22 protein-coding genes, 1 pseudogene and 1 riboswitch are annotated in these 23,068 nt (G+C 72.5%); of the genes and pseudogenes, 5 read left to right on the top strand and 18 right to left on the bottom strand.

All coding sequences use genetic code 11. The features are described 5' to 3' along the window. Window positions 1-15: 15 nt before the first annotated feature. The 15 genes and pseudogenes from O0235_RS07170 to O0235_RS07105 all read right to left on the bottom strand — a co-directional run bounded on the left by O0235_RS07170 (window position 16) and on the right by O0235_RS07105 (window position 11,986). Window positions 16-192, bottom strand: a complete 177-nt coding sequence (locus O0235_RS07170; protein WP_270057859.1) for a hypothetical protein — start codon at window positions 190-192, stop codon at window positions 16-18. A 114-nt stretch (window positions 193-306) separates the two neighbouring features. Further along, window positions 307-445, bottom strand: a riboswitch (cyclic di-AMP (ydaO/yuaA leader). Between the two features lie 117 nt (window positions 446-562). After that, window positions 563-1,504, bottom strand: a complete 942-nt coding sequence (locus O0235_RS07165) for a ribose-phosphate diphosphokinase (RefSeq protein ID WP_270057858.1) — start codon at window positions 1,502-1,504, stop codon at window positions 563-565. A 479-nt stretch (window positions 1,505-1,983) separates the two neighbouring features. Further along, window positions 1,984-2,649: an NYN domain-containing protein gene (locus tag O0235_RS07160; protein ID WP_270057857.1), complete on the bottom strand. Its 666-nt coding sequence runs from the start codon at window positions 2,647-2,649 to the stop codon at window positions 1,984-1,986. A gap of 204 nt (window positions 2,650-2,853) precedes the next feature. After that, window positions 2,854-3,330 (bottom strand): RidA family protein, encoded by a 477-nt coding sequence (locus tag O0235_RS07155; RefSeq protein ID WP_270057856.1) that lies wholly within the window; start codon window positions 3,328-3,330, stop codon window positions 2,854-2,856. Between the two features lie 2 nt (window positions 3,331-3,332). Further along, a complete protein-coding gene (locus tag O0235_RS07150) occupies window positions 3,333-4,352 on the bottom strand; it encodes a ParB/RepB/Spo0J family partition protein (protein ID WP_270057855.1) in 1,020 nt (339 codons plus the stop codon). Continuing rightward, window positions 4,349-5,119 carry a ParA family protein gene (locus O0235_RS07145; RefSeq protein ID WP_270057854.1) on the bottom strand — a complete coding sequence of 257 codons (771 nt, stop codon included), beginning with the start codon at window positions 5,117-5,119 and terminating at the stop codon, window positions 4,349-4,351. Before O0235_RS07145 ends, O0235_RS07150 begins: the two co-directional genes overlap by 4 nt. Then, window positions 5,119-5,862 carry a carbohydrate kinase family protein gene (locus tag O0235_RS07140; RefSeq protein WP_270057853.1) on the bottom strand — a complete coding sequence of 248 codons (744 nt, stop codon included), beginning with the start codon at window positions 5,860-5,862 and terminating at the stop codon, window positions 5,119-5,121. Before O0235_RS07140 ends, O0235_RS07145 begins: the two co-directional genes overlap by 1 nt. Window positions 5,863-5,954: 92 nt before the next feature. Further along, entirely contained in the window at window positions 5,955-6,971 is a 1,017-nt protein-coding gene (jag, locus tag O0235_RS07135) for an RNA-binding cell elongation regulator Jag/EloR (protein ID WP_270057852.1), read from the bottom strand. Beyond that, the gene (locus O0235_RS07130) at window positions 6,922-7,782 is read right to left on the bottom strand and encodes a YidC/Oxa1 family membrane protein insertase (RefSeq protein WP_270057851.1); all 861 of its coding nucleotides are present in this window, start codon (window positions 7,780-7,782) and stop codon (window positions 6,922-6,924) included. The genes jag and O0235_RS07130 overlap by 50 nt, the downstream gene beginning before the upstream one ends. Then, complete coding sequence (locus O0235_RS07125) at window positions 7,782-8,933, bottom strand: outer membrane protein assembly factor BamB family protein (RefSeq protein ID WP_270057850.1); 1,152 nt, start codon at window positions 8,931-8,933, stop codon at window positions 7,782-7,784. Before O0235_RS07125 ends, O0235_RS07130 begins: the two co-directional genes overlap by 1 nt. Before the next feature lie 908 nt (window positions 8,934-9,841). Next, window positions 9,842-10,069 carry a membrane protein insertion efficiency factor YidD gene (gene yidD / locus O0235_RS07120; protein WP_270057849.1) on the bottom strand — a complete coding sequence of 76 codons (228 nt, stop codon included), beginning with the start codon at window positions 10,067-10,069 and terminating at the stop codon, window positions 9,842-9,844. Further along, the gene (gene rnpA / locus O0235_RS07115) at window positions 10,066-10,455 is read right to left on the bottom strand and encodes a ribonuclease P protein component (protein ID WP_270057848.1); all 390 of its coding nucleotides are present in this window, start codon (window positions 10,453-10,455) and stop codon (window positions 10,066-10,068) included. Before rnpA ends, yidD begins: the two co-directional genes overlap by 4 nt. A gap of 14 nt (window positions 10,456-10,469) precedes the next feature. After that, window positions 10,470-10,520, bottom strand: a complete 51-nt coding sequence (locus tag O0235_RS15760; protein ID WP_373324429.1) for a hypothetical protein — start codon at window positions 10,518-10,520, stop codon at window positions 10,470-10,472. A 43-nt stretch (window positions 10,521-10,563) separates the two neighbouring features. Next, window positions 10,564-10,614 (bottom strand): annotated as a pseudogene (locus O0235_RS15755) (hypothetical protein); the annotation flags it as partial. Between the two features lie 70 nt (window positions 10,615-10,684). After that, window positions 10,685-11,986: a lytic transglycosylase domain-containing protein gene (locus O0235_RS07105; protein WP_270057847.1), complete on the bottom strand. Its 1,302-nt coding sequence runs from the start codon at window positions 11,984-11,986 to the stop codon at window positions 10,685-10,687. Window positions 11,987-13,048: 1,062 nt separating this feature from the next. Between O0235_RS07105 and alr the strand changes: the two genes are divergently transcribed. Then, window positions 13,049-14,224 carry an alanine racemase gene (alr, locus tag O0235_RS07095; RefSeq protein WP_270057845.1) on the top strand — a complete coding sequence of 392 codons (1,176 nt, stop codon included), beginning with the start codon at window positions 13,049-13,051 and terminating at the stop codon, window positions 14,222-14,224. Here alr and O0235_RS07090 read toward each other — a convergent pair. After that, window positions 14,199-14,471 carry a hypothetical protein gene (locus O0235_RS07090; protein WP_270057844.1) on the bottom strand — a complete coding sequence of 91 codons (273 nt, stop codon included), beginning with the start codon at window positions 14,469-14,471 and terminating at the stop codon, window positions 14,199-14,201. The two genes, alr and O0235_RS07090, sit on opposite strands and share 26 nt — an antisense overlap. A 454-nt stretch (window positions 14,472-14,925) precedes the next feature. After that, a complete protein-coding gene (locus O0235_RS07085) occupies window positions 14,926-16,176 on the bottom strand; it encodes a CpaE/TadZ family protein (protein ID WP_270057843.1) in 1,251 nt (416 codons plus the stop codon). Window positions 16,177-16,447: 271 nt separating this feature from the next. Between O0235_RS07085 and O0235_RS07080 the strand changes: the two genes are divergently transcribed. Continuing rightward, a complete protein-coding gene (locus tag O0235_RS07080) occupies window positions 16,448-16,840 on the top strand; it encodes a response regulator (protein WP_270057842.1) in 393 nt (130 codons plus the stop codon). Window positions 16,841-17,340: 500 nt separating this feature from the next. Here O0235_RS07080 and O0235_RS07075 read toward each other — a convergent pair whose 3' ends face one another. Beyond that, window positions 17,341-18,606 (bottom strand): phage portal protein, encoded by a 1,266-nt coding sequence (locus O0235_RS07075; RefSeq protein WP_270057841.1) that lies wholly within the window; start codon window positions 18,604-18,606, stop codon window positions 17,341-17,343. A 263-nt stretch (window positions 18,607-18,869) separates the two neighbouring features. Here O0235_RS07075 and O0235_RS07070 point away from each other — a divergent pair, with 263 nt between their 5' ends. The 3 genes from O0235_RS07070 to O0235_RS07060 are packed head-to-tail and all read left to right on the top strand — an operon-like array spanning window position 18,870 to window position 22,679. Next, window positions 18,870-19,622, top strand: coding sequence for a hypothetical protein (locus tag O0235_RS07070; protein ID WP_270057840.1), 753 nt, complete (start codon window positions 18,870-18,872; stop codon window positions 19,620-19,622). Further along, complete coding sequence (locus O0235_RS07065; RefSeq protein ID WP_270057839.1) at window positions 19,622-20,428, top strand: hypothetical protein; 807 nt, start codon at window positions 19,622-19,624, stop codon at window positions 20,426-20,428. Before O0235_RS07070 ends, O0235_RS07065 begins: the two co-directional genes overlap by 1 nt. 25 nt (window positions 20,429-20,453) lie before the next feature. Next, window positions 20,454-22,679 carry a S8 family serine peptidase gene (locus O0235_RS07060; protein WP_270057838.1) on the top strand — a complete coding sequence of 742 codons (2,226 nt, stop codon included), beginning with the start codon at window positions 20,454-20,456 and terminating at the stop codon, window positions 22,677-22,679. Window positions 22,680-23,068 lie beyond the last annotated feature (389 nt).

Below are 23,068 nucleotides of genomic sequence, written 5' to 3'. Positions count from 1 at the left end.
GGGAACTGGGCGTCTTTAGCCGTAGCGCCACTCAGGGGTGGCGATGTGGCAGCCGGGGCAGTACCGCTGGCGCGGTTCGTAGGGCGCGCGGCATTCCGGGCAGGTGCGGACCACCTGCTGGCGGGCGATGGGGTTGGCGGGCTGCGGCGCCAGCCAGCGGCGCCACCAGGGCTGGAAACCGGGTCGGAGCATCGTCGTGCCTCCTGCAGTGTCAGCTCTTGGGGGATGCCGCCGGCCCGGCGCTGCGGCCGGCCCGCGACTATCCCGGTGGACCTGAGAGGCACGCGCGGCAGGCTGGAGGGCTGCCGGGCCTCTCCCCGATGCCTGCGGGGTTAGCTGACGGGTTCGGCGAGGGGAGTCGCCTACCCGGCCGCAGCCGGGATACACCCCAAAGAGACGGTTCCCCCGCTCGGCGGCCGGGCCGCCGATTCGGCACCATCGTTGTACCACATCCGGCGCGCGGCGTGGTTCAACAGTTCGTCAACGGCGCATTACAACGTCATAACAATTGCCCGCGCGGGCGCTTCGCCGAAGCGCTGGGCGTTCGAACCCCGGCCCGCCGCTACTGGAAGAGCGCGCCGACCGACTGGCCGCTGTGGATGCGGGCGATGGCGTCGCCGAACTGCGGCGCGACGGGGATGACCGTCATGTTCGGCAGGATCTTCTCCGGGCCGAGCGGCACCGAGTCGGTCACGACGATCTCGTGGAGGTCGAGCGCGCGGAGCCGTTCGACGGCCGGGCCGGCGAAGACCGGGTGGTAGCAGCTGACGATGATTTCGCGCGCGCCGTTCTGCCGCAGCGCGTTGACGGCCGAGACGATCGTCCCGGCCGTGCTGATTTCGTCGTCGAGGATGAGGCAGTTCCGGCCTTCGACTTCGCCGATGACGTGCATCGCCTCGGCGACCTCGGCGTTGCCGATGCGGCGCTTGTCGATGATGGCGAGGGGCAAATCGAGCCGGACGGCGAGGTCGCGCGCCCGTTTCTCGCCGCCGACGTCGGTGGCGACGACGGTGTAGTTGGCGAGGTTCTTCGTGCGGAAGTAAGCGGAGACGGGGTAGAGCGCGTTCAGCTCATCGAGCGGGATGTTGAAGAAGCCCTGGATCTGGCCGGCGTGGAGGTTGAGCGTGAGGACGCGGTCGGCGCCGGCGGTTTCGAGCATGTTCGCGATGAGCCGGGCGGTGATGGGGACGCGCGGCTGGTCCTTCTTGTCGCTCCGGCCGTAGGCGTAGTAGGGGATGACGGCCGTGATGCGGCCGGCGGAGGCGCGCCGGGCGGCGTCGATCATGATGAGGAGCTCCATGATCGACGTATTGACGGGGCTGACGAACGGCTGGACGAGGAAGACGTCGCGCTGGCGGATGTTCTCCTGGAACTGGACGAAGATGTTTTCGTTGGAGAACTCGAAGACATCGACTTTGCCGAGGGAGCGGCCGAGGCGGGCAGCGATGGCTTCGGCGAGCGCCGGGTGGGCGCGGCCGGAGAAGATGGCGAGGTCGTTGTACACCGGCGGTCCCCTCGATGCGGCGCGCTCGATGCGTCAGCGCCGGGAGCGAGGGTATCACGGGGAGGCGGGAACCGGGAACCGGGAGGCGGGAGGCGGGAGGCGGGAGACGGGAACCGGGAGGCGGGGCTCCGCCAACCTCCAACCTTCAACCTCCAACCCGGGGCGGGGCGGGGCCGGGGAGGGGATGCCCGTAGCCGCGGGGCTCCGTCCCCGCGGGGCGCCATGCGCCCAACGGGTGTTTCGGGAACCGGGAGACGGGAACCGGGAACCGGGAGGAGGCTTCCTCAACCTTCAACCTTCAACCTCCAACCCGGGGCGGGGAGGGGCCGGGGAGGGGATGCCCGTAGCCGCGGGGCTCCGTCCCCGCGGGGCGCCGGCGCCCAACGGATGTTTCGGGAACCGGGAGGCGGGAACCGGGGTTCCCTCAACCTCCAACCTTCAACCTCCAACCCGGGGCAGGGCGGCGCGGGGGGAAGACGCTACGGCCGCGGCGTGACCGGCCCCCACGCGGCCGGCGGGCGAATTTCGCGCCCGTGCGCATCGATGACCGGCACCGGGAGCTGGCACCGCGCCACGACGCCCGGGCGAAGGTCGCGCACCCGGGTCGTCACGCGCCGCAGCTCGTTGACCATCGGCGGCTGCGGCGTCACGACGAAGACCTCCTTCCGAAGGTGCTCTCGGGCCACGCGGATGGGTTCCACCAGGTCCGAGTCATTGCTGACGACGGCAGCCACGTCGTAGCGGTCCTGGAATCCGTCGAGCAGCAGGTACGTCGCGAGATTCACGTCAGAGCCTTTCTCCTCCGTCCGCAACACCTCGACCGTGCGCGGCTCGCCAGGCTTCGGGTTCGAACGGGGGAGGCGGACCCGCCGTGTCCTGAACGTGCCGAAGTGGAGCTCCACCCCGGGGAGCGTGGCGAGCGCCCTCAGGTAGGCCCGCTGGCGGGCTGCCGCTCCCGGGTCATCCGGGCGGCCTTCGACCAGCGCGGTGAAGTACCGGACGATCACGATGTCATCGCGGGGAAGCAGCTTCCGGGCGAGTTCGAGGATATCGAGCCACCGCAATTCGCCCGCCCCGCGGGTGCGCATCATCGCCCGGATGCCGTAGTAGAGGTTGAAGCCGTCGATATAGACCGCCGCTCGCACGCACGCCTCAAAAAACAAGGCCGCGTTGCCGCGGCCTGGCCCTCCCGCCGAAGCAGGGAGGGGGGATACCTTCATAGCATCGTCAACAGCATCGAGTGTGTCAATTCGTCACCGTCGCTCCCGCCGCTGGTCCCGCATGGCGGTCTGGCAAGGGCCGCGCTCAACCGCACCGCCGCGCCGCCAGGCGGCCAGCGCCCCGGGCCCTCACGCCACTTCGAACAGGAATTCGACCTCGACCGGGACGCCGGCGGGCAGCTCGGCGACGCCGATGGCGATGCGCGCGTGGCGGCCGGCGTCGCCGAAGACGTCCAGCAGCAGCTGCGAGGCGCCGTTCACGACGGCCGGGTGGCCGGTGAAGCCCGGCGCGCTGGCGACGTACCCCGCCACCCGCACCACCCGCACCACCCGGTCGAGGCTGCCGAGCTCGGCGCGGGCGATGGCGAGCGCCTGCAGGGCGCAGAGCCGGGCGAGCGCGGCGCCCTCTTCGACGGTGACATCCTGGCCCAGCTTGCCGACGGCGGCGACGCCGGAGCCGTCCGCGGCGCGCGGCACCTGGCCGGAGATGTAGAGCTGGCTGCCGCTCCGCGCGGCGGGGGCGTACAGCCCGGCCGCGGGCGGCACGGGCGGCAGCTCGATGCCGAGGTCGGCGAGGCGGTGTTCGGGCGTTTCCTCGTGCGCCATGGCTACTGGTACTCCCCGAGCAGGGTGGCGACGACGTTTTCGAACTCCTCCGCGGAGTAGCACTCGATGACGATGCGCGCGCCCTTCTTCTGCGGCTCGACGCGGACGCGGGTGCTGAGCGCGCGCCGCAGCCGGGCTTCGATGTCGCTGAGGGCGGCATCCCGCCGGGCCGTCTGGGCGGCCGGCTTGGATGCCGTCTCCGGGGCGGCGGCGAGCTGCCGCCTCACGTAGCTCTCGGTATCGCGCACCGACATCTGCCGGCGGACGACTTCGCGCCACGCGTTCACCCGGCCGCGGCCCTCCGGCAGGCCGAGCAGGGCGCGGGCGTGGCCCTCGGTGATCTCCCCGGAGACGAGGCTGCGGCGAATCTCCGCCTCCAGCTGGAGCAGCCGGAGCGCATTCGCGATGGTGGCGCGGCTCTTGCCGACCCGCCGAGCCACCTCCTCCTGCGTCAGCCCGTACTCTTCGATGAGCCGGCGGTAGGCCATGGCTTCTTCGACCGGGTTCAGGTCGGCGCGCTGGATGTTTTCGATGAGGGCGAGTTCGAGCAGCTCCTCATCGGCGGCTTCGCGGACCACGACGGGGACGGTTTCGAGCCCGGCGAGGCGGGCGGCCTGCAGTCGGCGCTCGCCGGCGATGAGCCGGTAGCCGCCCTCGGCGTCGCGGGTGACGATGAGCGGCTGGATGATGCCGTGCTCCCGGATGGAATCGGCCAGTTCGCGCAGCTGCTCCGGCTCGAAGTGGGTGCGCGGCTGCTCCGGGTTGGGCGCGATGAGATCGATATCGAGCAGCTCGGGGCCGCCGCGGCGGGGCGCAGGCGCGGCGGGGCGGGGCTCCGGCGCGAGCCGCGCCGCCGGCTCGGCCGGCACTTCGTGCGCTGGCTCCCGCTCCGGCACGGGCGGCTGCTGCTCCGCGGGCGGCGGAGCGGCCGCCGGCGGCGGCTCGGCGACGGGCGGCGCTGCCGGGGTGCTCCCGAAGAGGGCATCGAGGCCCCGGCCCAGTCCACGCTTCGGCTGTGTCATACGGCGACTCCCACGCGTTCCAAGAGTTCGGCGGCGACGGCTTCGTAGGCGGCGGCGGCGCGCCCGCCGGGCTCGTAGCGGAAGATCGACTGGCCGTGGCTCGGCGCCTCGCTCAGGCGGACCGACCGCGGGATGATCGTGGCGAACGTCTGCGGGAAGTGGCTCCGCACCTCATCGACGACCTGCTGGGCGAGCCGGGTGCGCGCATCGAACATCGTGAGGATGACGCCGAGGACGTGGAGGCCCGGGTTCAGGTTCCGCCGGACGAGGTCGAGCGTCTCCATCAGCCGGCTGAGCCCTTCGAGCGCCATGTATTCGCACTGGACGGGGATGATGACGCTCTCGCTGGCAGTCAGCGCGTTGATGGTGAGGAGGCCGAGGGAGGGTGGGCAATCGATGAGCACCCAGTCGTACCGGTCGCGCACCGGGTGGAGCGCGTTGGCGAGCCGGCGCTCGCGGGCGAGGACGGGGACGAGCTCGACCTCGGCGCCGGAGAGCTCGGCGCTTGAGGGCACGAGGTCGACGCCCTCCTCTTCGACGCGGGCGATGCACTCCTCGACCGGGGTTTCGTCGAGGATGGCGTCGTAGACGCCGGCGCGGCCGCTGCCGAGGACGCCGAGGGCGCTGGTGGCGTTCGCCTGCGGGTCGAGGTCGACGAGGAGGACGCGCTGGCCGCGGCGGGCGAGGGCCACGGCGAGGGAGACGGCGGTCGTGGTTTTGCCGACGCCGCCTTTCTGGTTGACGAGCGAGACGATCCGAGCTCCCATCAGGCGGCCTCCCGGGTCATGCGTTCTTCGATGGCGGCGCGGCTCGCGATGCCAGCGAGGCCGGGCGCTTCGACGGCGAGGGCGCCGGCCGCGAGCGCGAACCGCATCGCCTGCTCGACGGCGTCAGTCTCGGCGAGGCGGACCATGAACGCCATGGCGAAGCAATCGCCGGCGCCGGTCGGTTCGGTCGCCTCGGCAGGCACGGCGGGATAGCTGTGTGCGCTGCCATCCAGTTCGAACAGTGTAGCGCCGTTGTAGCCACGCGTCAGGACGACGAGCGTTTTTTCGGCGGCGAGGGCGGCAGCGAGGGCCTCCGGCGCGGCCGCATCCTCCTCGCTGAGGAAGGCGCACCAGCCGGGCCGCACGAGCGCGCGGGCCGCCTCGAGCGGCCGCGGGTTCGGGATGACGCGCCCCTCCGGGTCGACGGAGCGGAGCGCGCCCTGGAGCGAAACGCCGACGACGGCGCCGCGGAAACGGAGCGGCGCCTTGCGGAATTCGTGGTAGGCGGGGGCGTAGAAGACGAGGTCGAACGTTTCGCCGGGCGCGAGGTGCGGCACGAGCTGGAGGTCGGAGCCGGGCGCGAGGAGGCGCTGGGTGCGGTTGCCGCGGGCGTCGTAGCGGTTTTCGTAGCGGGCGACGGCGCCGGCGGCAGCGCGCACGTCGAGCCCATCGAGCAGGCCGGCGGGGAACTCCGGTTCGAGCGAGGTGATGAGGGTGACCTCGCAGCCGAGGGCGCGGGCCATGAGGGCGGAGTAGAGCGCAGGGCCGCCGGGCGCCCACCCGCCATCGGGGGTGCGGTCGAGCGCGACGTTGCCGGCGACCAGCGCGCGCGTGGCTAGCCTCCTTCGCCTCTCCGGCTGATGACGACTTTGCGGTTTTCGCCTTCGCCGATGCTGTGGGTTTCGAGCTCGGGGTCGTCGACGAACTGGAGGTGGACGATGCGACGCTCGGCGGCCGACATCGGTTCGAGGGTGATGGGCGTGCCCGTCTGGCGGACGCGGTCGCCCATGCGGCGGGCCATCTCGACGATGCGCTCTTCGTTCCGGTGGCGGTAGTGCTCGATATCGACGGTGACGCCGCCGCGGCCCGGGTACTTCCGCGCGAGGGCGAGGTTGACGAGGAACTGGAGGGCGAGGAGGGTCTCGCCGCGCCGGCCGATGAGCACGCCGAGGTTGTCGCCCTTGATGTCGATGACGGCGAGGACGGAGCCGCGGCCGTCGCCGGGCGTGAGCGGTTCGCGGATGGAGATCTCGGCATCGATGCCGAGGATGCGGAGGATGTCGTCGATGGTCTGGGCGGCGTAATCGACTTCCTCGGCGTTGATGTCGGGTTCGACGTGCGGCTGGTCGCTCTTCGGCCGGGCGGGACGGGAGGGGCGGGCGGGCGCGGCCGGCCGCTCGGCGCGGGGCCGGGCGGGCTGGCGGGGGCGTTCGCCGCGGGGCGGGCGCTCGGCGGGCGGTTCGGCGCTGCCGCCGGCGGGCCGGGCGAGGAAGTCGGCATCGGTGAGCTTCAGCGGCGCCGGTTCGAGCGCGCGGGCGGGGCCGGCGGCGGGGCGGGAAGCGGCGGCGCCGCGGCCCGGCTGCCGGGGGCGGCGGCCGCGCTCGCCGTCGCGGCGCGGGGCGCTTTCGGCGGAATCGGCGGCCTGCGCGGGGGCGGGTGCGGCGGCGGGCGGTTCGGCCCGGGCGATGCGGGTGACGCGGACGACGGCGTCGCGGCCGCGGGAGAAGAGGCCGCCTTTCTTGCCTTCATCGATGATGGTGACTTCGACGTCTTCGCGGCGGGCGCCGAGGATGGCGAGGGCGTTATTGAGGGCGTCTTCGACGGTTTTGCCGCTTGCTTCGGCCTGGTCCATGGGTGGGAGTCCTCGATTCTGGAGCGGATGAGACGGCAGCCGCTGCGGGGACCGGTTCGGCTGCCGCTGGCGCCGGTTCGGGCGCGCGGACCTTGAAGAACGGTTCGATGCCGAGCGGTTTGAAGCCGTAGATGAGGATGTTGAAGCCGATGCCCACGATGCTGTTCACGACCCAGTAGAGGCTGACGCCGCTCGGGAACTGGAGCGCGAAGAAGGCGAACATCAGGGGCAGCATCACGTTCATCATGGCCTGCTGCTGGCGGACCCGTTCATCGGTGCTGACGGTGACGGTCGTCTTCGACTGGGCCCAGGTGGTGACGCCGACGAGCACCACCATGAGCAGGTTCGGGTGGCGCAGGTCCATCCCGAGGAAGAATTCCTGCATCGGGAGGGCGTGCTGGAGGTAGGACCAGTCGTAGACGTGGCTGGAGAGCTTTTCGAGCGCCTCGGGCGAATTGGGGAGCACGATGCGGACGGCGCTGTAGAGGGCGATGAGGATGGGGAACTGGATGAGCATCGGCCCGAGGCAGCCGAGCGGGTTCACGCCGGCCTCGCGGTAGAGCTTCATCATCTCTTCCTGCCGGCGCTTCGGGTCGCTGTACTTCTTGTTGATCTCCTGGATGCGCGGCTGGACGGCCTGCATCTGGCGGGTCACGTGGAGCTGGCGGTAGGTGAGCGGGAAGGTGACGACCCGGACGAGGATGGTGAAGGCGATGATGGCGAGGCCGAAGGAGCCGAACAGGAGGTTGTTGAGGAGAACCAGGAGGTTCACCATCGGGTTGAGGAGCGCGACGGTGAAGAACTCGCCCATCAGCGCTTCACCCCGGTGACCGGCACTTCGACCACGGAGCGGTTCTGGGGGTTGGCGAAGAAGAGCCGCGCATTCGTGGTGAGGATGTAGGCGCCGCCGTTTGCCGCGAGCGGGTTGGCGCGGACCGTGCCCGCGCCGTCGATCGGCACGCGATTCAGCACCTCGCCGGTGTTGGCATCGATGAACGTCACCACAGGCCCCCGGTCGGCCACGATGAGCACATCATCCACGATGACGGGGGCCGCTTTCACGCGGTGGCCCTCGGTGGAGGCCGGCGGCCAGAGCTCCGTTGCCGGGGATGTGCTTATGTCGAGTCCGTACACATTCCCGCCGAAATCGCCGAAGTAGAGGCGGGTGCCCTGGAGGGCGGGGGCGGTCCAGACCCAGTCGCGGGCGCGGAAGTCGGTGAGGACCTGCCCGGTTTCGGCATCGAGGAGGTAGACGTGGCGGTTGATGGAGGGGACGAAGAGGCGGGCGCCGTCGAGCGCGACGAGGTCGGCGATGGCGCCGGTGGCTTTGAAGGGCTCGGGCCAGGCGGGTGAGCGGTCGCTGATGCGGATGGCGTGGACCTCGCCGTTCATGGTGGCGACGTAGAGGGTGCCGCCGAGAGCGACGGGGGTGGCCCAGATGCCGGAATCGAAGACGAGGGGGGTTTCCCAGCCCTGGGCGGGGGCGCCGTTGCTCGCGTTCCAGCCGTAGAGGCGGCCTTCGGTGGTGCCGAAGAAGAGGATGCCGTTGGCGTAGGCGAGGCCGCCGGCGATGTTGCCGCGGATGTTGCCAGCGTTGGTTTTGCCTTCTTCGGGCCAGGCGGGCCGGCCGGTTTCGGCGTCGAGGGCGAAGACGCCGGCTTCGTAGGTGGCGTAGTAGACGCGGCCGTCGGCGAGGATGGGCGGGCCGTAGGCGGCGTTGGGGCGGATCTTGTCGTCGGCCTTGATGTCTTTATCGGGGAAGGTCCAGCGGGCGGCGGCGCTGCGGCCGTCGTCGGCGAGGGTGGTGCGGGAGATGTGGCCGTGGTCGGTGGTGAGGTAGAGGCTGGTGCCGTCGAGGACGGGCGGGGCCCAGCCCTCGGGGTTGGTGACGGAGATGCAGCTGGCGGCGAGGAGGGCGACGGCAGCGAGGAGCGCGGCGCCGGCGAGGCGGAGGCGGGTCACGCGGGGATGGTAGCAGCCTTGCGGCTTACGGGCCGCGCGGCGGCGGCCCGTGCGGTGTTCCACGTGGAACGAAGAACGTTTGTTCTATTCCTCGTTCCCTGCGGACCATCGGGCCCGGCGTGCTGGCGACGTGCGGTGTTTCACGTGGAACGCGCCGCAGCGCACGGGAGCGCCCGCGATGCCCCCCACCGGGGCCGGCTGCTCTTCCACGTGAAACGCTCCCGGCGCCGGCCCCGGCTGCGGACGATGCCGCGCCCACCTCCACCCCGCGCGGGCGTTCCACGTGCAACACCCCGGGGAGGCGCGGATGAACGCCCGCCCGGCGGCGCCTCCTGCCGGGGCCGCGCACCCTCCCCGCGCTCCGGACCCGCGAAGGGTGCAGTGCGGCCCGTTTCACGTGGAACGCGCTCGGCTCCGGCCGGGGAACTGGCTGTTCGCCGCAGGGCGCGGCGACGGGACGACCTCTCGACGGGGCGCCTCGCACCTGGCCTTACGCAGTTTCACGTGAAACAGCGTGGTGACCCGCGGGGTCTGGCGGGGAATCCCTGGGGTCCCGACCGGCGCCATCCTCCGGATGCCTCCTCAACCTGCCGGCTCGTCCCCCGGACTCCCCGGCCCGGCCACCACCCGGCCCGTCGGCCGGGCCCCGTCCCCTCGAATTCATCACGAGCCACCGCTCGCTGCCATCAGCGATGCCCCTCCGCAGGCCTGCGGCGCTGCCAGCCGATCCCCTGTTTCACGTGAAACCGGCGAGCGCACTCCCTCAGCCGCCCGCTCTCGCTTCTCACCGCCACGTCACGATGCGCCGCCCGGCCGCCGCCGCCGCCCGGCGCCAGCCGCTCCGCCAAACGTCTGCCGGAATCCCCCTCTCTCCGGCTCCTCCCGCTTCTCTCCCGTTCGCTCCCCCGTCAGTCCGGCACCGGGTCGTAGCCGCTTCCCCCGAACGGACGGCACCGGCTCAGCCGCCGCAGCGCCAGCCAGCCGCCGCGGAACGCGCCGTGCCGCTCCAGCGCCTCCCGCGCATACCGCGAACACGACGGCTCGAAGCGGCACACCGGCGGCATCACCTTCGATAACGTCGCCTGGTACCCGATCACCAGCCAGATCAGCGGCTTTGCCAGGACCTTCCCGATCACTCCCCAACCTCCTCCGGCGTCCGACCCGCGGCGGCGGACCGGGACGCCAGCTCCCGCTCCGCCTTCCCCAGCAGCCGCGCCAGCTCCCGCTCGAGCTCCGCGACGCTCGCCGACAGCGCGCCCTCCCGCGCGACGACGATGACGTCGCGCCCCCGCTCGCCGCTCGCTGCAGTCACGGCCCGCGCCGCCTCGCGCAGCCGGCGCCGCACCCGGTTCCGGTCATGCGCCAGCGGCGCCAGCCGCCGCCCCACCGCGAAGCCCCACCGGTCGCGCCCCAGGCCGTTCGCCGAAACCCGGACAACGAGAAGGGGACCGCGCACGGCAGTCCCCTTCTGATACGCTGTATCGAATTCCCGACCCTTCCGAAGCCGCCGCGAACGGTCCACGGCGCGCTCCCGGCCTACACCACCGTGAGGCGCTTCCGGCCCTTCAGCCGCCGGGCCTTCAGCACCAGCCGGCCCGCGCGCTGTCGACATCCGCTTCAGGAAGCCGTGCTCGCGCTTCCGCGGGATCCGGTGCGGCTGGTACGTCCGCTTCGTCGCCATGGGTCACCTCCTGGTGGCTCTCCGCTCGGGGGAACCTCCACGTTACCCCGGGCGGCCCGTTATGGTCGAATCACTCGGCCCACGCCAGCAGGTAGTACGCGTACGCCTCCACGATGACGCGCACGTAGGCCTGCGTTTCGCTGAAATCGATCCGCTCCGCGAGCGCCGCCGCGCCCGCATCGCCGCCGGCAGCCCAGCGGAGCGCGTTGCCGGGGCCGGCGTTGTACGCCGCCAGCGCGAGCAGCGGGTCGCCGAACCGCCGCAGCTGGACCCCGAGGTAGTACGCGCCGAACTCCAGCGACACCGCCGGCCGGAACAGGTCCGCGGTTTCGAACCCTTCGAACCCCAGCGCCCGCGCGATGCCTTCGCCCGTCGGCGGGATGACCTGCGTGAGCCCGAGCGCCCCCGCACCCGACCCCGCCCGCGGGTCCCACAGACTCTCCGCCCGGATGAGCGCAGCCAGGAAGAGCGGGTCGACGTCCGCCGCCGCGGCAGCGCGGTCGAGCGCGGCCGCGTAATCGACCGGGTACGCGACCCGCAGGAGGTCCGCCGGCGCCTCCCACGGCGCGGCCCCGGCCGCCTGGCGGAGGCGGACCGCGTAGCCGAGCGCGAGGTGGCCAAGCCCGCACTCCCGCGCCTCGCGGGCGAGTTCGAGCAGCCGCCATGGGTCGGCGCCCGCCGCGGCGCGCTCCAGCTCGGCAGCGGCCTCCGCCTCCAGGCCCGCCCGCGCCAGCGCGCAGGCCGCCGTCGGTGCCGCGCCCGGCCAGTCGCCGCCGATGCGCGCGCGCAGCCAGCCCGCGATCGCCTCCCAGTCGATGCCCCGGCCGAGCTCCCGCTGCCGATAGCCGACCTCCAGCGTCAGCACCGGCTCGCCGAGCCGGCCCGCTGCTTCGATGGCGAAGAAATCGAACCGGTCGAGCGCGACCGCCCGCCGGTACGCTGCCTCCGCCTCTGCCGGCCGCCCGAGCGCTTCGAGCGCACGCCCCCGCCAGTACTCGAGCCGCGGGCTCGCCGCCGCTGCCGCCGCCTCCCACGCTGCCAGCGCGCCGGCGATATCGCCTTCGGTGTACCGCCCATACCCGGCGCGAAACGCCGCCTCCTGCGAAAACTCCCCGGCCGGCCCTTCGACGGCCAGCGCGAGGTAGCGGTCCGCCGCCTCGCCCGCGCGGCCCGCCATTTCGAGCACGCGCGCGGCCCAGTACTTCGCCCGGTGGATGAACGGCGAAGCCGCGCCGGTCGCCGCCGCGGCGTCGTACCAGGCGACCGCTTCGTCGAACCGGCCCAGCTCCTCGAGGGCGGCCGCAAGGTAGTAGGCGCGGAAGGTCCGCTCGGCCGCGCCGATGCCGGGCTCCGCGGCGGCGCCGCTCAGCACCCGGACCGCCTCGGCGTAGGCGCCCCGCCGGTAGAGGATGAAGCCCGCCTGCCCGGGGTCGACAGCGAGCCCCGCGGCCTCGAGGTCGGCGATGGNGGGTCGACAGCGAGCCCCGCGGCCTCGAGGTCGGCGATGGCGCGCGTCGCCTCGCGCGAGAGCGGCGCGGCCGCCATCAGCTCCCGCAGGCCGCGTTCGAACCCGCCCGCATCGCCGAGCCGCTGCGCCAGCTGAGCCCGTTCGTAGCGCGCCGCCGGGCTGCCGTCGAGCGCGACCCGGGCTTCGAGCCAGCGGGCGAGCGCGGCATCGTCCCCCGCTTCGCGCGCGAGCCCGGCGAGCCCTTCGAGCGCGGCGGCCCGCACGGGCACCGCGAGGGACGTGTCCGCCGCCACCGCCTCCCACGCCGCCGCGGCCGCCGCTGCATCGCCGGCTGCCGCCAGCGCGCGCCCCGTTCGAACCGCGCGTAGGCGGCGATGACGCCCCGCCGGCGGGCGCGGCCACCGCAAGCGCTTCGGGGTCCGGCCGGCAGCGTTGAGCGAACGGAGCAGCCGGTAGGCGGCGCGGTCGGCGAGCTCGCTGCCCGCGGGCGCAGCGCCGAGCGCGGCCCGGAAGGCGTCGATCGCCCTGCTCCCTTCGCCGAGCTCTTCGGCCGCGCGGCCGGCGCCGAACCACGCTTCGCCGGCGTCGGCCGGGCTGCCGGCTGCGCGCGCCGCCGCTTCGAACCCTGCCAGCGCCTCGGCGAAGCGGCCCTCGCGAAGCCGCGCCTCTGCCTCGGCGAGCACCGGCGAGGCCGGCCCGGCGCCGGGCTGCGGCGAGGCCGGCGCGGTCGGCGACCCGGCCGCAGGTTCGCCCGGCCCGGGCACGGCGCCGGGGGCGCCCGGCGCGCCGCCGCCGCGCGAGGCCCATTCGACCGCGCCGGCAGCGACGACCACTGCGGAACAGAGGAGCACGAACCCGCCCCAGGCCGCGCGATTGCGTCCGGCCTTCACGTCGCCGATGCTAAGGCATCGCAGCAGGCGCCCGCCAAAGGCCCCTGCGCCCTGCCGAAAGGACCGGTTCAGGCCCGTGGCCCACCCGCCGATCACCCGCAACGCCCTCGCCGAGGTCACGGCCGCGCTCAACGCCTGGCTCGAAATCGACCTCGATGCGCTCGCCGCCAACGTCCGCACGCTCAAGTCGCTCCTCGGCCCCGTCGAGCTCATCGCCGTCGTCAAGGCGAACGCCTACGGCGCCGGCGCGAGCGTCGTCGCCCCCGCGCTCGAAGCTGCCGGCGTCGACCGTTTCGCGGTCGTGTGGCCACACGAGGGCTACCTGCTCCGGCAGGCGGGCGTCACCCGGCCGATCCTCGTCCTCGGCCACGCCTTCCCGGCCGACGCCACCCAGGCAGTCCGCGCCCGGCTCACCCTCACCTGCCACTCCCGCGAGCTCGCCGCCGCGCTCTCCGCGGCCGCCGTCGACGCGGGCACCACGGCCGACGTCCACATCAAGTTCGATACCGGCCTCCACCGCTTCGGCGTCGAGCTGGAGGACGGCATCGCCCTCGCCGAGTACTGCCGCACCCTGCCCGGCCTCCGGGTCGAAGGCCTGACGACCCACATGGCGAACGCCGACGAAGCCGACGATTCGTTCAGTGAGGAGCAGCACCGGCGGTTCGCGCAGGCGGCGGAGGCGCTCCCGTGGGTGCCTTACCGCCACACGGCGAACACCGCGACCGCCCTCCGGCGCGAAGCGTTCCGCTACTCCGGTGTGCGCATCGGCCTCGCCCTCCACGGCGAGCTGCCGGCCAACACGCCCGGCCCGGCGCTCCGACAGGTGCTCGCCCTCCGCGCCCGCCTCGCCCGCGTGTCCGACGTCGCCCCGGGCGAAGGCGTCAGCTACGGCCTCACCTGGCGGGCCGCCCGGCCGACCCGCGCCGGCCTCATCCCCGTCGGCTACGCCGACGGCTGGCGCCGCTCGCTGTCGAACGCGGGCGAAGTCCTCGTCGGCGGCCGCCGGTGCCCGGTCATCGGCCGGGTGTGCATGGACCAGTTCCTGGCCGACGTCACGGACGTTCCCGGCGCGAAGGAGGGAGACGTCGCGACGCTCCTCGGCGCCGACGGCAGCGACCGGCTGACCGCGACGGAGGTCGCCCGCCTCGCCGGCACCATCGCCTGGGACCTCCTCGCCGGGCTCTCCGGTAGGCTTCCGCGCATCTACCACCGCTCCGGCAGCGTCGTCACCATCGTCCCGCCCGCCTGGTAGGCGGGATGCGGGAACCGGGAGGCGGGAGGCGGGAGTTCGGAGTTGGGAGTTGGGAGTTGGGAGTTGGGAGTTGGGAGTTGAAGGAAACGTACGCCACGTCCTCCAACCTCCAACCTTCAACCTCCAACCTCCTCCCGTAGCCGCGGGGCTCCGTCCCCGCGGGGCGCCATGCGCCAAACGGACGTCCCGGGAAGCGGGAACCGGAAACCGGGAAGCGGGAGGCCAACCTCCAACCTTCAACCTCCAACCTTCAACCTCCAACCTTCAACCTCCAACCTCCAACCTCCAACCCCCCACCGTAGCCGCGGGGCTCCGTCCCCGCGGGGCGCCATGCGCCCAACGGATGTCCCGGGAACCGGGAAGCGGGAGGCGGGAACCGGGAGGCGGGAAGCGGGAACCGGGAGGCCAACCTCCAACCTTTAACCTCCAACCTTCAACCTCCAACCTCCAACCTCCAACCTTTCACCTCGGGACGGACGGAGCCCCGCGGCGACGGGGTTCGGAGTTGGGAGCGCGGCGCATCATCGAGGAGCAAACTCGCCCTTCTCCCCTTCTCCCTTTCTCCCTTTCTCCCTTTCTCCCCTTCTCCCCTTCTCCCCGCAAAGAACCCCCGGCTGGCTCGACCGGGGGTCCTTCGCCTGGAGAGGAGCTTCGTCTCGAAACGGCGGGGTAGCTACGCCGTGGCTATGCCGCGCGAAAGGTCACACCGCGATGCCGTCACGCTCCCGGGCGGCCGCCGGCGCCGCGCCCGCGCGGGCCTTCCGCCCGAAGACGCCGAAGAACCGCGCCCGGACGTCGGGCTCGGCCACGGGCGCGGGGTAGCCCGCTACGGCCGCCGCCAGCGCCTCGTACACCCGCGCGGCGGGCGAGCCCGGCCGCCAGCGCACCACCGGCACCCCGGCCTGCGTCGCTTTCCGCACCTCGCGGTCGAACGGGATTTCGAAGTTCACGGGGTGGCCGATCACGTACTCCACATCCGCCCGCCCCGGCCCCCGCTCGCCGTGCCCGTGGATGAGCGTCACCAGGATGTCGTCATCCGGCCGGCCCTTCACCCGGAAATGGTCGACGAGGAGCGCCATGTTCTTCAGGCTCGCCGGGTCCGAACTCGTAATCGCCACCACCCGGTCGCTCACCTCGAGCGCCGCGCCGACCACGTCGTTGTAGGTGCCCGGCGTATCGCAGATGACCACATCGAAGACCGTGGCGGCGAAGCGGATGAGCCGCTGGATGTGCTCCGGCGAGCAGTTCAGCCAGCTCCGGTAGTCGCGCGGCGCCGGCAGCACCTTCGCGCCCGATTCATGCTCGAGCAGCACCCGGTCGAACACCTCTCGGTCGAGGTACGAAGGTTCGAGCGCGACTTCGGAGACGGTGTACTCCGGCTTCACGTCGAGCATGATGGCGACGTCGCCGAAGCGCGTGTCGAGGTCGATGAGGAGCACCGAGCGCTCACCCCGGGCGGCGATGGCGGCGGCGAGGTTCGTGCTCGTCGTCGTCTTCCCGATGCCCCCTTTCTGGCCGACGACGGTGACGACGCGGCCATGCGGCGCGACCTCGCCCCGGTCGAGCTTCGCCCGGCGGATCGCCATCGCCCGCGCCCGGCCGGCGACCTCGACCAGCCGCTCGCGCGACAGCTTCCCGTGCAGGAAGTCGTTGACGCCGGCCTGCATCAGCCGCCGCTCCACGTGGGGCGACCACTCGGAGGCGTAGGCGACGAGCATCGCCCCGGGGAGCAGCGCGCGGGTGAAGTCGATGAGCTGGAGCGCGCGCTGGATAGGCGGCTCGACCGCGACGATGACGACATCGGGGTGCGATTCGGCGACCGTCTGCTGCGCGGCGAGGCCTCCCGGACGTTCGAGCGTGACCTCGAGCCCGGCGGCTTCGATGCGGCGGCGCATCGCCTCGCGGGAGAACTCGTCGCTGTCGACGAGGAGGGTGATGAGATGGGGCGTCATGGCTGGATACCGTCCTTCCCCGGGAGCGTTCCCGGCTGGTCATCGCATCGTCACCCTGCCGCCACCGCGCGGGAAGAGGGGCGAACGCCCGGCCGCGGGATTCTTACGAACTTCTCCCCCGCCGGCCACCTGCCCGTCACCCGGGTGTCACCCGGCGGCCCGCGCGTTCACCGGCTGGGCCCGGGCCGGCGATTCGATTTGATATGCAACTGCAAGCCGTGCGGCGCGGGGCGCGGTGCCGCTGGAATGGCCGGCGGCCCAAACTGGTGCCATGAGCAGCCCCCGACCGGGGCCACCTGCGGCACCTGAGGAGCCGCCCGGCCGCCGCGGCACTATCCTCATCGTCGACGGCGACGCGGCCGTGCGGCGCGTCCTGCGGCTCGTGCTCGAAGGCGAAGGGTGGCGCGCCATCACCGCGCCGGACGCGCGCCGCGCCCTCGCCATGGTCGACGACGACCCGCCCGACGTCGTCCTCCTCGAAGTCGCCCTTGCCGACCAGCCGGGGACGGAAGTCGCGGCAGCGCTCGCGAAGCGGCGGCCCCGCCCCCGCATCGTGCTCATGAGCGCCTACCCGCGCCCCTTCGCCGGCCCGGAAGACGCCTTCCTCGCGAAGCCGCTCTTCATCGGCCGGCTCGTCCGCCTGCTCGAAAGCCTCGAAGGGTAGGGGGCGGAGGGAGGAGGGAGGAGGGAGAAGGGAGGCGGGAACCGGGAAGCGGGACGCGGGGGATTCGAACGCCGGGGTGGGCCTCCCGGCCCTCCGCGGGCACGGAGGCCCGCGGCTACGACGGCGGGACGCGGGAAACGGGAACAGGGAGGGGTGGCCAACCTCCAACCTTCAACCTCCAACCCCCCGGCGGGGGCACACGGGGAGGCCCGTAGCCGCGGGGCTCCGTCCCCGCGGGGCGCCATGCGCCCAACGGATGCCCCCGGGAACCGGGAGGCGGGAGGCGGGAACCGGGAGGCGGGAAGCGGGAGACGGGTGGCCAACCTCCAACCTTCAACCTCCAACCCCCGGGGCGCTGCCGGAGCCACGCGCCGGCGCGGTTGGGAGCCCGGGGGTGCGGAACATCGGCGAGGAACCCTCCTCCCTCCTCCCTTTCTCCCTTCTCCCTTCTCCCTTCTCCCTTCTCCCTTCTCCCTCCTCCCTTCTCCCTTCTCCCTCCCCTACCCCGCCTCCTCCCGCACCCGCGCCGCCTCCGCCTCCGGGTCGTCGATGCCGAGGCTGGCGGCGGCCGTCCGGCGCGAGATGATGCCGCTCTCGACGAGCTGGCGCGCATCCTGCACCTGCCGCGAGCGGTCCGCCGGCAGCACCGGCCCCCACTGCATCACGGGCCGCAGCCCCTCCACCTCCAGCCCTTCGAACCGCGCCAGGAGCTGCAGCACCATCCACGCCCGCCGCTCGTACACCGCTGTCCGGATGCGCCGCTTCCGCTCCACTTTGCGCGCGATGGGGTCGAGCTCGGTGTTCAGCGCCACCCCGCTCAGCCCCTGCGGGTTGTGGCCGAACGCCGTCCGCGGCGATTCGCCGAGGTCGTGGAGCACCCGGTAGAGCAGGTCGATGTACGCCGTGTGGAGCGCCACGCCGCCACCCTGCAGGAGGTCGAGCAGGTAGGCGCGGGCATCCTCCGGCACCTCCCAGATGGCGCCCGGCTCGACGGTGATGTCCTCCGAGCCGGTCACCCCTTCGAGCACGGCGATCGGGTTGCCCGAGAGCTCGAGCACCTGGCTCAGCTGGCTGAAGGCCCGGTTCAGCTCCCGGTTCGCCTCCATGAGCGGCGGGATATCGCTCGACCCCCACGCCTGCTTCGGCTCGCGCACGTTCGGGAAGACGACGTAGGGGATGAAGCCGTAGGGGTTCGGCAGCCGCTCCTCCAGCGTCGAGCCGCGCCAGAGTTCGAACCCGCCCGGCGTCCAGTACTCGATCAGCTCCTCCTCGCCGGCGCGGTAGCGGTGGGCGACGGCCGTGAGCCGGTTCGGGTCGGCCGGGTCGCGCCAGGCGAAGATGCCCTGCACATCCGGCGCGGTGATGCGCACCTCCCCGGCGGCGGCGTCCCACGCCACCCGGTAGGCGCCGTCGCCGAGGACGGCGCAATCCAGCTCCGTCTCGAAATCGAGCTGGCTGACGCCGTTCGCGGCTTCGACGCGGCGGAGGGCGCGCTCGGCGCGGCGGGCGCGCTCGAGCCCGGCCGGCGTCTCATCGCCCGCGACCTGCACCGAGGCCCCGGCGAGCAGGTAGCCGGTCACCTTATCGACGACGGCGCGGGCGTAGTTGAACGTGAGCCGCCGTTCACCGCGGCGCGGCCGGCCGGGCCAGTGGCGGCCCTGGTAGAAGTCGAGGCACTCCCGGTAGCGCGCCATCCGGTCGAAATCGAGCTGGCGCAGCAGGGCGGGGAGCGGCGGGTCGGGCAGCGGCAGCTGCTGATACGGCATCGCGGGCGAACCTCCGTTCCAGGGCGTGATGCCGCCGAGCGTGACCGCGCCCGGGCCGCAGCTCCAAGCGCCGGGCGGCACGGGGAGGGAGAAAGGGAGAAGGGGAGAAGGGGAGAAAGGGAGAAGGGGAGAGGGGGAGAGAGAGGGGGCCAACCTCCAACCTTCAACCTCCAACCTCCTTCCCCAAACCTTTCGCCTTTTCTTCCGCTAACCGGGGGCCGCCCGTACACTCGCGAGAGCAACGCCCCCGGGGAAGGTTCGGTATGTCTCGCGCCATGGCGCTGGCCGCCTGTGCCATCGCAACCCTCCTGCCCTTCGCGGCCGCCTGCGGCGACGGCGCCGGCACCACGCCCGCCGCGCCCGGGGGCAGCACCGCCACCGTCGAAGTCACCAACCCGGGCGTCAGCCCCGACCTCTCGCCGCCGGCGAGCAAGTACGTCATCCGCGTCGAAGACCTCGGCACGAACTGGATCACCGACATCCCCGCCACGGTGGTCGTCGATGCCGCCGGCTACGCGCAGACGAAGGTCTTCCCCTCGCAGGCGGAGGGCGAAAAGCTGCTCGCCCAGTGGGGCTACGAAGGCGGCTACCAGACCGGCTACTCGCCCGAAGGCCGCGACACCGCCGTCCTCAACGGGGCCTACTACATCCGCACCGAATGCCACCTCTTCGCCCAGGAAGCCGGCGCGAAGCAGGCGTACGACTACTTCAACCGGTTCGCCGCGGCCCAGCCCGGCATGGCGCCGGTCACCATGACGCGCGTCGGCAACCAGAGCGCGGCCTACGTGATGACGCTCGGCACCATCGGCAAATCGAGCATCAACGCCGTCTACCACCAGGTCCTCTTCCAACGCGGCAACCTCGTCTGCGTCGTGCTCACGAAGGGCGCCGAGCCGTTCATGAAGGTCGACGCCGCGCGCGAGCTGGCGCTCATCAGCGACAAGAAGGCGCTCGGCCAGCTCGACGCGCCGGAGCCGACGCCGACCAGCAACTACAACCCCTCGGCGGGCAACTGATGGCGCGCCGGAAGCGGCCTGCGACGCCGGTGCTCGTCCTCGTCGCCGGGCTGGTGCTGATCGCCGGCGGCGCGATCGGCACGCTCCTCCTCACCAGCGGCAGCGATGGGAACTCCGGAGGCGGTTCGAACGTTCCAGGAAGTGTGAAGGAGCCCACGCCCGCCAGCACGAGCGGCCTCGCCGGCGGCCCCGAGCCGACCGTCAGCCTGCCCGCGAGCAAGTACACCCCGCTCCTCGAGGAGATGCCGCCCGAGATGGAGGTGAACGCCTCCGATACGTTCACCATGAACATCGCCACCTTCGCCGCGAGCTACTGGTTCGATACGAACGCGCGCGGCGAAGAGCTTTCGCAGCAGTGGCGCATCATCGACGGGTACCAGGTCTATTTCGACCCCATCGGCCGGGCCGCGCAGGTCGCCCAGGGCGGCTACTACGCGTCCGTCGAGGTGTACCTGTTCGAATCGCCGGCCGGCGCGAAGCTCGCCTACGACTACCTGGAGGGGCGGATGAAGGCGCGCACCGGCAGCCAGCCGGCGCAGGCGCGGCCGCTCGCCAACCAGTCCGCCGCCTTCCGCTTCGAGGGCCCCACCATCGGGACGACCGACATCCCCTCCGTCTATCATCGCTTCATCTTCCGGCGCGGCAGCGCCGTGGTCGCCGTCCAGACGTTCGGCGCGACGCCGTACATGTCGACCGACCAGGCGCGCGAGCTCGCCGTGCTGGTGGACCGGAAGCTCCTCGGCGAAGCCCCCGCCGTGGAGCCGACGCCGATCCCGACCCCGGCCATCGGAGTCATCGGCAACTGACGGCCTGAGGGCGGAAGGAGGCCCCGTGCGGAGACGCTGGTTCGCGATCATCCTGGCTGTCGCGGGGATGAGCGCGGCCGCCGCCGCAGGGAGCGCCGCCCCGGCTGCCGCCGACGACGAGGCCCCGGCGCCCGCCGCCTACATCGCCGTCCAGTTCGATACCGCCTTCCGCGCCCAGCCGCTCCGCGCGTGGGAGGCGCCGCCCACGCTCGCCGAACAGGGCTACTTCTCGCTCCCCGTGCCGCCCGGCCGCGACCCGGCGGAGTTCGCCGCCGAGGTGGCGAAGGCGCCGAACGTCCTCAGCGCGGTGCCCGATGCGCCCGTTCGGGCCGCCGCCATCCCCAACGACCCGTACTACCTCGGCTCGGGCAGCGGCCCGAACCAGGCCCAGTACCTCGCCGCCATCGGCGCGCCCGCCGCCTGGGACCTCCACACGGGCTCCCGCGACGTCATCGTCGCCGTCATCGACTCCGGCCTCGATGTCCGCCACCCCGACTTCGCCGGGCAGCTCTGGGAAAACCCCATCGATAACCGGAACGACGGCATCGACCGGGACAACAACGGCTGCATCAACGACCGCTACGGCTGCCGGTTCATCAACCTGACGCAGGTGAACCAGGCGATGTGCGGCTACACCAGTTCGACGCCGACCGGCGCCATCCTCGACGACATGCCGAGCAGCCACGGCACGCTCGTAGCCGGCATCATCGGCGCCGCCGGCGATAACGGCATCGGCATCGCCGGGGTCGCCTGGAAAGTCCGGCTGCTCCCCATCAAAGCGCTCGACTGCCGGGGCGAAGGGTTCATGACGCGCATCGCCGACGCCATCGTCTACGCCGTGCGGCAGGGCGCGCGCGTCATCAACATCAGCATCGCCAGTGACCCGCCCCACACGCAGGCCGACATCCCCGCCCTCCGGGCCGCGCTCCAGCTCGCCCAGGACAACGGCGTCATCGTCGTGGCCGCGGCCGGCAACCACAGCGCGGGCCAGCCGGCCGGCGTGGCCTACCCGGCCGCCTACACGCAGTACCCGAACGTCATCGCCGTCGGCGCCGCGAACAACCTCGACGGGATGAGCTGGGCCACCTACAGCAACTACGGCCCGGCCGTCGATTTCGCCGCGCCCGGCAACCGGCTCCTTTCGACCACGCGGACGGACATCGGCCTCTCGAACCCGTACGCCGAGATCGGCGAGCCGAACGGCGGCTTCCAGGGCGGCACCAGCTTCGCGACCCCGCTCGTCAGCGGCATGTTCGCCCTGCTCATTTCCCGCAATTCGCGGCTGAATGCCGAGGACTACATCGCCGCCGCGCGCGCGGCCGCCACCCCGGCGCCGCCGGCGCCGCACGGCCAGAACTGGGCCGGCAGCGGCATCATCGACATCGGCGGGGCTGTCGCCCGCATCCCGATGCTCCTCACCGGCGTGCCGCAGCGCGACTGGCGGGATGTGCCCGGCGGCACCCCCATCGAAGCCCGCATCGGGGCGGCCGTCTGCGGGTCGACGACGGCGGTCGCGGCCGGGCCGGTTTCCACCTTCACCCTCCGGGTGCGGGGCGCGGCCGAGCAGCCGGGCTGCGGCGCGCCGGGCGCGGCGGTCGAACTCGTCATCGGCGGCCTCCCGGCGAAGCCGACCATCACCTGGGGCGGGACGAACGCGGACCTCGGCATCGCCGGCCTGTTCGTGAGCAGCGTTTCGCCGCCGCCCGGCACCGTCGTCGTGCAGACGCTCGGCAGCGGCTGGTCGAACCTCGCCCACCTCGAGCCGACGGGCGCGCTCCCCGGCGCGGCATCCACGCTCCCGCTGCCGTGGACCGCCATCTACCGGTGGGACCCGGCGAAGTGGGCCTTCAGCGAGGCCGAGGGCGTCCTCGGCGCGTATCGGCGGTTCGTCCGGGGCGCGCCCGCCGCCGTCAACGATTACCCGGTCATCGCCCAGTACGATGCCTACTGGGTCGATGCGCCGGCAGCGAACGTCGCGTCGTTGAACCCGAACCCGCCGCCGGGGCGGGTGGTCGAACTGGCGCGCGGCTGGAACAACTTCGTCTACACCGGGCAGTCGCGGGCGGTGACGGATGCGCTCTCCGGCATCGCCGACAAGTACACGCAGGTGCTGCAGTACGACAACGCGAGCGGCCGGTGGCTGAGCTACCTGCCGGGCCAGCCGCGCTACCTGAACGATTTCGGGGGCCTCTTCACGCTCCGCGTCTACTGGATTTACATGAAGGAGCCCGCCCAGCTCGTGATGCAGTAGGAACCGGGAGGCGGGAGGCGGGAACCGGGAGCCGGGACGCGGCCAACCTTCAACCTTCAACCTCCAACCTCCGACCTCGGCGGCGGGGCGGCTGCGCCCCCATTCGCCCCAACCGCAAAGAATGTTTTCTTTCCTCTTGCACCCAAGATTAGCTATGCCTAATATGAAAGGTGTGGCGCGGCTCAGGGTTCCAGGGCCCCTGGGACCGCCCGCAGGCACCAGGTCGACGCCCTCCTCTTGCTGCGTTCCCCTCAGGCGGACACCTGGCACCCCCCGCGACGGCCTCCGCACTTCTCCGGCGGGGGCCGTCGCGGCGTTCCGGCGGGAACGGCCACCCCTGTAGGCCCGGGCTCCCGTACCATGGGGGGCGCCAAACGCCAGCCCCCGGG

The organism is Tepidiforma flava, from assembly GCF_027594505.1.
GTDB lineage: Bacteria > Chloroflexota > Dehalococcoidia > Tepidiformales > Tepidiformaceae > Tepidiforma > Tepidiforma flava.
The sequence above is the reverse complement of the archived record's forward strand: the minus strand, read 5'-3'. Positions and strand labels throughout refer to the sequence as shown.

What these genes read in the sequence shown, in the direction of transcription:
- O0235_RS07155 (WP_270057856.1), bottom strand. Translation starts at nt 3,330, where the DNA reads ATGGCGCACGAGGAAACGCCCGAACACCGCCTCGCCGACCTCGGCATC.
- O0235_RS07070 (WP_270057840.1), top strand. Translation starts at nt 18,870, where the DNA reads ATGTCTCGCGCCATGGCGCTGGCCGCCTGTGCCATCGCAACCCTCCTG.
- O0235_RS07140 (WP_270057853.1), bottom strand. Translation starts at nt 5,862, where the DNA reads ATGGCCCGCGCCCTCGGCTGCGAGGTCACCCTCATCACCTCGCTCGAA.
- O0235_RS07130 (WP_270057851.1), bottom strand. Translation starts at nt 7,782, where the DNA reads ATGGGCGAGTTCTTCACCGTCGCGCTCCTCAACCCGATGGTGAACCTC.
- O0235_RS07075 (WP_270057841.1), bottom strand. Translation starts at nt 18,606, where the DNA reads ATGCCGTATCAGCAGCTGCCGCTGCCCGACCCGCCGCTCCCCGCCCTG.
- O0235_RS07145 (WP_270057854.1), bottom strand. Translation starts at nt 5,119, where the DNA reads ATGGGAGCTCGGATCGTCTCGCTCGTCAACCAGAAAGGCGGCGTCGGC.
- O0235_RS07085 (WP_270057843.1), bottom strand. Translation starts at nt 16,176, where the DNA reads ATGACGCCCCATCTCATCACCCTCCTCGTCGACAGCGACGAGTTCTCC.
- O0235_RS07065 (WP_270057839.1), top strand. Translation starts at nt 19,622, where the DNA reads ATGGCGCGCCGGAAGCGGCCTGCGACGCCGGTGCTCGTCCTCGTCGCC.
- O0235_RS07170 (WP_270057859.1), bottom strand. Translation starts at nt 192, where the DNA reads ATGCTCCGACCCGGTTTCCAGCCCTGGTGGCGCCGCTGGCTGGCGCCG.
- O0235_RS07150 (WP_270057855.1), bottom strand. Translation starts at nt 4,352, where the DNA reads ATGACACAGCCGAAGCGTGGACTGGGCCGGGGCCTCGATGCCCTCTTC.
- jag (WP_270057852.1), bottom strand. Translation starts at nt 6,971, where the DNA reads ATGGACCAGGCCGAAGCAAGCGGCAAAACCGTCGAAGACGCCCTCAAT.
- O0235_RS07080 (WP_270057842.1), top strand. Translation starts at nt 16,448, where the DNA reads ATGAGCAGCCCCCGACCGGGGCCACCTGCGGCACCTGAGGAGCCGCCC.